The 6,569-nt window shown below is 36.1% G+C and carries 7 protein-coding genes and 1 pseudogene; 5 read left to right on the plus strand and 3 right to left on the minus strand.

The window, feature by feature from the left end:
* Window positions 1-318: 318 nt before the first annotated feature.
* On the minus strand, window positions 319-513 hold the full coding sequence (locus tag ACODS7_RS21510) for an ATP-binding protein (protein WP_289669735.1): 195 nt from the start codon (window positions 511-513) through the stop codon (window positions 319-321).
* 244 nt (window positions 514-757) lie between these two features.
* Entirely contained in the window at window positions 758-1,981 is a 1,224-nt protein-coding gene (locus ACODS7_RS21515) for an AIPR family protein (RefSeq protein ID WP_243168840.1), read from the minus strand.
* Between the two features lie 639 nt (window positions 1,982-2,620).
* On the opposite strand from ACODS7_RS21515, the pseudogene ACODS7_RS21520 reads away from it, so the two are divergent.
* The 4 genes and pseudogenes from ACODS7_RS21520 to ACODS7_RS21535 form a co-directional block, all read left to right on the plus strand.
* Window positions 2,621-2,811: pseudogene (locus ACODS7_RS21520) on the plus strand (nucleoside triphosphate pyrophosphohydrolase); the annotation flags it as partial.
* Window positions 2,812-2,985: 174 nt separating this feature from the next.
* Entirely contained in the window at window positions 2,986-3,849 is an 864-nt protein-coding gene (locus ACODS7_RS21525; RefSeq protein ID WP_089170516.1) for a DnaD domain-containing protein, read from the plus strand.
* Window positions 3,846-5,132, plus strand: a complete 1,287-nt coding sequence (gene dnaB, locus ACODS7_RS21530) for a replicative DNA helicase (RefSeq protein WP_243168841.1) — start codon at window positions 3,846-3,848, stop codon at window positions 5,130-5,132. Before ACODS7_RS21525 ends, dnaB begins: the two co-directional genes overlap by 4 nt.
* Window positions 5,133-5,176: 44 nt before the next feature.
* Window positions 5,177-5,344, plus strand: a complete 168-nt coding sequence (locus ACODS7_RS21535) for a hypothetical protein (protein ID WP_488827515.1) — start codon at window positions 5,177-5,179, stop codon at window positions 5,342-5,344.
* Window positions 5,345-5,483: 139 nt separating this feature from the next.
* Here the strand turns inward: ACODS7_RS21535 and ACODS7_RS21540 are convergent, their stop codons facing one another.
* Complete coding sequence (locus ACODS7_RS21540) at window positions 5,484-6,269, minus strand: TrmB family transcriptional regulator (protein WP_029441756.1); 786 nt, start codon at window positions 6,267-6,269, stop codon at window positions 5,484-5,486.
* Window positions 6,270-6,379: 110 nt separating this feature from the next.
* Between ACODS7_RS21540 and ACODS7_RS21545 the strand changes: the two genes are divergently transcribed.
* Window positions 6,380-6,538 (plus strand): hypothetical protein, encoded by a 159-nt coding sequence (locus ACODS7_RS21545; RefSeq protein WP_243168842.1) that lies wholly within the window; start codon window positions 6,380-6,382, stop codon window positions 6,536-6,538.
* The last annotated feature ends 31 nt before the right edge of the window (window positions 6,539-6,569 follow it).

Below are 6,569 nucleotides of genomic sequence, written 5' to 3' on the forward strand. Positions count from 1 at the left end.
ATGTTGGGTTAAAATATGAATCGCTTTTTTATGCATTAAGACTAACTCTAAATTATTGCATAAATTTGGTTAAAAGAAATTTACTTAAAAAAGAGAAATCGGTAGTGAGTGTGTGAAAAATGTCAAATACTATAGATAAAATTTAGTTATTAATAAATGGGAATAGTTAAAACCAAGATGAAAAGTAAATAGTGATAGTATTCAGCGTGAAAACCAATTCTGTTATCAAAAAGATAGATATGAGGTTTAGAAATATTGAGCTTTACGTTGGTGGTGTAGAGCTCTTCTTTTTTCTATTTAATCCTTAGCTCGAAACGATTATGCAATAGTACTAACGACTGTTACATGGTGTAACACACAATTCAATATGGCGTTAGCTAATTTTGTAACCTGAAAAACTTCATCACAATTTTTGAAATTGATATGGGTAGTCAAGAGTGACATGAGCTTTTCATGGCATATATCAATTAACTGAAAGAGTAAATTCATATATTCGGGATCAAATAGAAGAATGCTTTGAAAAAATTTGACTCAGATAGTAAATATTTATAAGATGTTTAGTAACATTAGGAGCATAACAAAAAAATGCAAAGAGTAAGGGATTACTAGGAGCTTAAAACAAAAAAGATATATTGTTGAAATCAGGAAGAAAACTTATTCTTTTTATTTTGAGATAGTTTTAATTATAGAAAAATGAGTCATCCTTGTAAAAAAGGATGACTCATTTTTCACCTAAGTATGTTTATTAAAATAATTATCATAACCACTGACTCATGTAAGCCTTCATAAGTACTTGTGTTCTAACTAATTGCCATAGCATTGCATCCTTACCTACTGATTGAGGATTATTATCATGATTTCTCATTCCAGATGCGAGGATTTCAAAAATTACTTTTAATAACTCTTCTTGCTTCTCGCTTTCAAAAATATCAAACTTCCAAGCATAATAACCATGCTTGTCCTCTGCTAAAAATTGGCGGAAACCAGATAGAGCAAGAAATAAAAGTCCGTTTGGCACCTTGTAATCTAAATATTCATCGGTTTGACCGAATAGTACCAATTCTTTGCGGGAGCCTTCTTTAAAATCAGCGCATTTATTGGCAAGAAAGTTTCCTTTTCCATGTTTGTTATATAAGTCTTTAAAGTTTTTGTGAATATAATATGTTAATTTAAATATATCAGGTGAAATATATTTCATTTTTTCATAAACATTTCCTGTAGTATTTCCATGTTCTTCATATTCTTTACGATATTTATTAATAACACCTTGATTAGAGCTGTAGACTCCTTTAGGATCTTTATCAGCATAATCGCGAATATTAAATGTCTCATAAAACTTTTTTATTAGTGTAATCGTTAGATTTTTCCCATCCTCTTTATGCTCGTTCTGTTTATAGGAAACACGATCACCAAATGATGTATTAGAAAGGTGATTCTTCAAAATATCATGCATACCACTTAGTTCATCTAATGTTTCGGCAGTTACTTGAGTTCCAGTGTTACGAGATTCCGCAATTGAAACGTGAGTAAATGGGCTTTTAATTCCAGTCATGACCTCAATATTAACCTTTTTCCACTCTGGATAGTTTCCGATCTCATCTAATATTACAAGTTCAGTGTGACCACCATCTACACTTCCTTGAGAGGACGGATCAGCAAAGAAAATTTTAACCGTAGAAGTACTATTTCCAAGATCCTGTATCTCTATGTCTTCCGCAAAATATGTTATGCCCTTATTACGTGTGTGAAATGAAATTTCAGGATCAAGCAATGTTTCACGAATTTTATTAGCTACCTTATTTTTTTTAGAGATGTCTTGTTTACGAGGGTTAGCTTCTTTACTAGTCCCTTGTACGTCTTTACAGTAAGTAGTAAATTTATGAAATTGTATTTTTTGTCCTTTTTCTATAATAGTTTCAGTCAATATTCCATTTTCAACAGTAAATTCTATTGTTTGAGTTATATTGGTTGCTTGGTTCATAGTGTAATTCTCCTTTAGTTATAATTATATAAATTTTTACCTTAATCTAGGGATTAACCTATGTTTTAAAGTCTTGTCAATTCCATGTATACCAATTGTAGTACCATTAAATACGAATTATGTTTTGACGATAACTTCCTAAAAGGGTTCTATATTTAATTGGCTACAATGGGGTGTTTATTGTGTATTTGGATTAGTTCAAACGCAAGAATAGTGATTTTATATAAAGTTACTTTTATTCCTGATCGTATTATTAGGTTTGCTTTAATGAAGAAGGGGAGGGTATTGTGTATATCTTCATTTTCAGTCGGTGATAGAGCATAGACTAGAGCTTATTCATTATAATGCGTGTCTGGGATTTTTAAATTAAATTTATCGGTAATTATCTTTATCTAATCTAAGCAAATAGTATGTATTCTGTCTCTTGTTTATATATCACTAGAATATAAGAAATTAAATATAAAATCATATGGATGATTATACCATGGGATGTGGATTTTTAAGATGAAATTATATTTGGTTTTACAATAATTTATTTTATAGATGTATTTAAAATTAGCTAAAAAGAGTAGTGGTTTCTGTAGATCCATTAGTGCTAATGGATCTAAGACATAATCAAATGATTAGCGGGAAAATCCCATGCCAACCTACAACAAACTAATCCAAAATAAAATCTCACAAATAATAAAAGCTAACGGAAAAACCCCACAACAAGAATCCTATCTGAAGAAGAATACATAACAGAAATCTGAAAGAAAACACAAGAAGAACTAACAGAATATATCGAAGCAAAAACAAAACCCGATAACTATCCCCTCCTAAGCCCCTTACAAGCCCCTCCCAAGTAATAAATCACTAAGAAAAAACATAACAAAACAAAAACAACAACAAACACCGTAGTAGTAGTCAAAAAAAATTTAAAATAACACGCCAAAAACCCGGCCAGTCTCCCATATATATTATGAAGGGGCTTTTACTTTTGAACGGAGACGGGAGGAATTAGGATGGCGGTGTATCGTAATGTGCAGGTGAATTTTTGGCAGGATGATTTTGTTTTGGATTTGACGCCGGAGGAGCGGTACTTTTATGTGTATTTGTTAACTTGTTCGAAGACGACGCAGTGTGGGATTTTTCCTTTTCCGAAGCGGTTAGCTGAGATGGAGACAGGTTATAATCGGGAGACTGTTGATAAGCTTGTGCAGCGCTTCATTGATTATGGGAAGATTCTTTATGATGCGGATACGCGGGAGTTATTCGTTTTGAATTGGCTTCGTTATAATCCGGTGACGAATACGAATGTGGAGAAGTGCGTGCTTCGTGAGCTTAAGGGTGTGAAGAATAAGGAGTTTGTACATATGTTTCTTCAGAAGTGCGCTGAGGAAGAGCTGAATGTTCCGATGCTTTTAGCGCATTTCGGTATGCCGAGTGATTTGGCTGTGGATGATGTTGAGCCAGTTTGTGAGGAGATAGAGGCGGAAGAAGAGGTTATAGAGGAAGAGACGGGAAGTCGTGTGTTTTCTTTTTATGAGCAACATTTCGGTAGTTTGTCTCCTTTTGCGGTGGAGGAACTGAGTGCGTGGATGGATGATTTGTCGGAGGAGCTTGTGCTGAAGGCTCTTCAAATTGCGTTTGAGAATAATAAGCGAACGATTGCTTATGTGAAGGGCATTTTGAGAGGTTGGCATGGGAAAGGTTTTACGAAAGTTTCTGAGGTTGAGGCGGATACGGCGAGCTTTAGGAAGAAGGAGTCGTCTGTTAGTACGGGGGAGACGGAGGAGTTTTTGGCGAGGTGTGAGGAGTGGGAGAAGAATGCGCCATCTGAGGAAGAGTTGCAGCGCTTTTTAGCGGAGCGCGGGTGGCGGCCATGAGTATTCAAAATGTGGAGGCGGAGAAGACGGTGTTAGGTTCTCTATTAATTGATGGAGAGCTTATTAAGGAGTGCCGTTTGACGGAGCAGTATTTTTCTATGCCAGTACATAAGTCTATATTTCAGTTAATGCGAAAGATGGAATCAGAGGGGCAACCGATTGATCTTGTGACGTTCATTTCTCGGGTAGATCCGAAGTTTTTAGAGGGGATCGGGGGAATGGAGTATTTTATAGGGTTAATGGATGGTGTGCCTACTACTGCCAACTTCTCTTATTATGAGGGGCTTGTTCGAGGTGCGTGGAAAATGTATCAGGCTGGTGTTATCGGGCACAAGATGGGAGAGCGTCTTATTGCGGAGAAGAGTGAGAAAGTTATCGGTGAGACGATTACGGCACTTTGTGAATTAGAGGAGAAAGACTCTGTATGTGAGTTTGATTTGAAGGATGCGTTAGTTGATTTGTATGAGGAGCTTCATCAAGATGTGAAAGAGATTACTGGTATTGAGACTGGTTATACATCGTTAAATAAAATGACGTGCGGATTGCAGGAAGGTGATTTTGTCGTTCTTGGTGCGCGTCCTTCTATGGGGAAGACTGCGTTTGCGCTTAATGTTGGATTGCATGCGGCGAAGTCTGGAGTGGCGGTTGGATTGTTTTCGTTAGAGATGAGTAGTAAGCAATTGTTAAAAAGGATGGCTTCTTGCATAGGTGAAGTGTCAGGAGGTAGGCTGAAAAATCCGAAGCATCGTTTTGCGATGGAAGATTGGGAGAAGGTAAGTAAGGCGTTTGCGGAGATTGGTGAGTTGCCATTTGAGATTTACGACAATGCAGGCGTTACGGTACAAGATATTTGGATGCAAACTCGTAAGTTAAAGAGGAAACACGGTGATAAAAAGCTTTTAGTCATTGTAGATTATTTGCAGCTTATTACAGGCGATTCGAAGCATAAGGGCAATCGATTTCAAGAGATTAGTGAGATTTCTCGTAAGCTTAAGTTATTAGCGCGTGAATTAAATGTTTGTGTAGTAGCACTGTCACAGTTATCTCATTCTGTAGAGTCACGGCAAGATAAGCGTCCGCTTTTATCTGATTTAAGAGAGACAGGACAAATTGAGCAAGATGCGGATGTCATTATGCTTATGTATCGTGAGGATTATTACGATAAGGAAACGAAGCAGAAGGAGATGACGGAGATTCATGTAGCGAAGCATCGGAATGGACCTGTGGGGAGTTTTAAGTTGAGGTTTTTGAAGGAGTTTGGACGGTTTGTGGAGATTGGATGATAAAATAGAAGAAGGCATATAAAAAGGTAAAGGAGTGGTTACGGATGACAAAAGTAGGTCGTTTATATGAACAGGAGAAGCAAGAAGAAATTGATAAAGCACTTTCGGCAGCTGGAATGCTCTTTAAAGGAATGAGTGTAGAAGAAAAAGCTAAAAAATTAGATGTAACAATTGAAAAGGTGAAAGAGTGGGAGAAGCGTTTATCTCATTAATCGCTGGGGTAATGGCAGCGTCTGTATAAATTTATACAAAAATAGCCGAATATTTACTATATAATAGTCGGCTATTTTTGTACGGAGAAGTTGTTAGGTTTAATACGCAAATCTTTTGGTTTGCTCTTGAATATGTTCCTCATTTCCCCATAAAGAAAGACTTTCTCTCTGCAGTAATCCATTGCTGCAAGTCATCTTGGCTACGTCGGACAAGTCGATTTACTAACACATCATGCCATACATAATCCTCTAATAAGTATATATGAACGGGATCATCTGTATAAAAAGCAATATTACGCTCTTCAAGTGATGGTCCATAAATCATCTCTTTAGAATCTATCGATACAATAAACCAATGATCTGTAGACAAGGTTTCTGTATAAGGTGTTATGCGATGGGCTTCTAGATTTTTAATTGGATTTTCAACATGCAGGGTAATACCTTGTATTGTAACTTTATCAGCTACTTCAGATAGATCTTCTTTTAACGCTTCATACATCTCATCCCACATTGAAATGACAATACGTCGTTCTGCTTTTTTTATTAATGCCTGACAATAGCTAATGATTGTTTGATTGTCTTTTAAAGTAATCACTCGATTATCCGTTTTTTCCTCGGAAGTTTCTAGTGTTTTTAATGAATCACTGATTCCTTCATAAGTAGACTGCCATTCTGATTGCGCCTTCTGTAAAAAGATTTCAACAGGTAGAGGTGAATAGCGAGTGGTGTCATTTATTTCTTCCTTCATGACAATTCCTTTTTCTACAAGGTTACCTAAAATCTCATAAATTCGCGCTCTTGGGACACCCGAATCCTTACTCACTTGGTAGGCTGTGACAGGCCCTTGTTTAACAAGAGATACATAAGATTTAGCTTCATATTCATTGAAACCAATTTTTTTAAGCTGTTGCACTATGTAGTCCACTTTTTTCGTCCTCCGATGTTTGCATTTATATTTCAACGTTACAATAACTGTTTACATTTAGCAAATTATTAGTTACTATTCGAATAGTGACTAAAGGGGAGGTTAACAATATGGATTTTTATTTAGACCCATCCGTATTAATTATTTTGATTGCTTTTGGATTTTTAGCTGCATTTATTGATTCAGTTGTAGGTGGTGGTGGACTCATTGCTTTACCAGCTTTATTATTTACAGGGCTGAATCCACATGCCCATCAACTTAAGAAATAAGACTACCCCCAAGTGTCAAAAAACGTTATTC

This window comes from Bacillus sp. FG16, assembly GCF_057809515.1.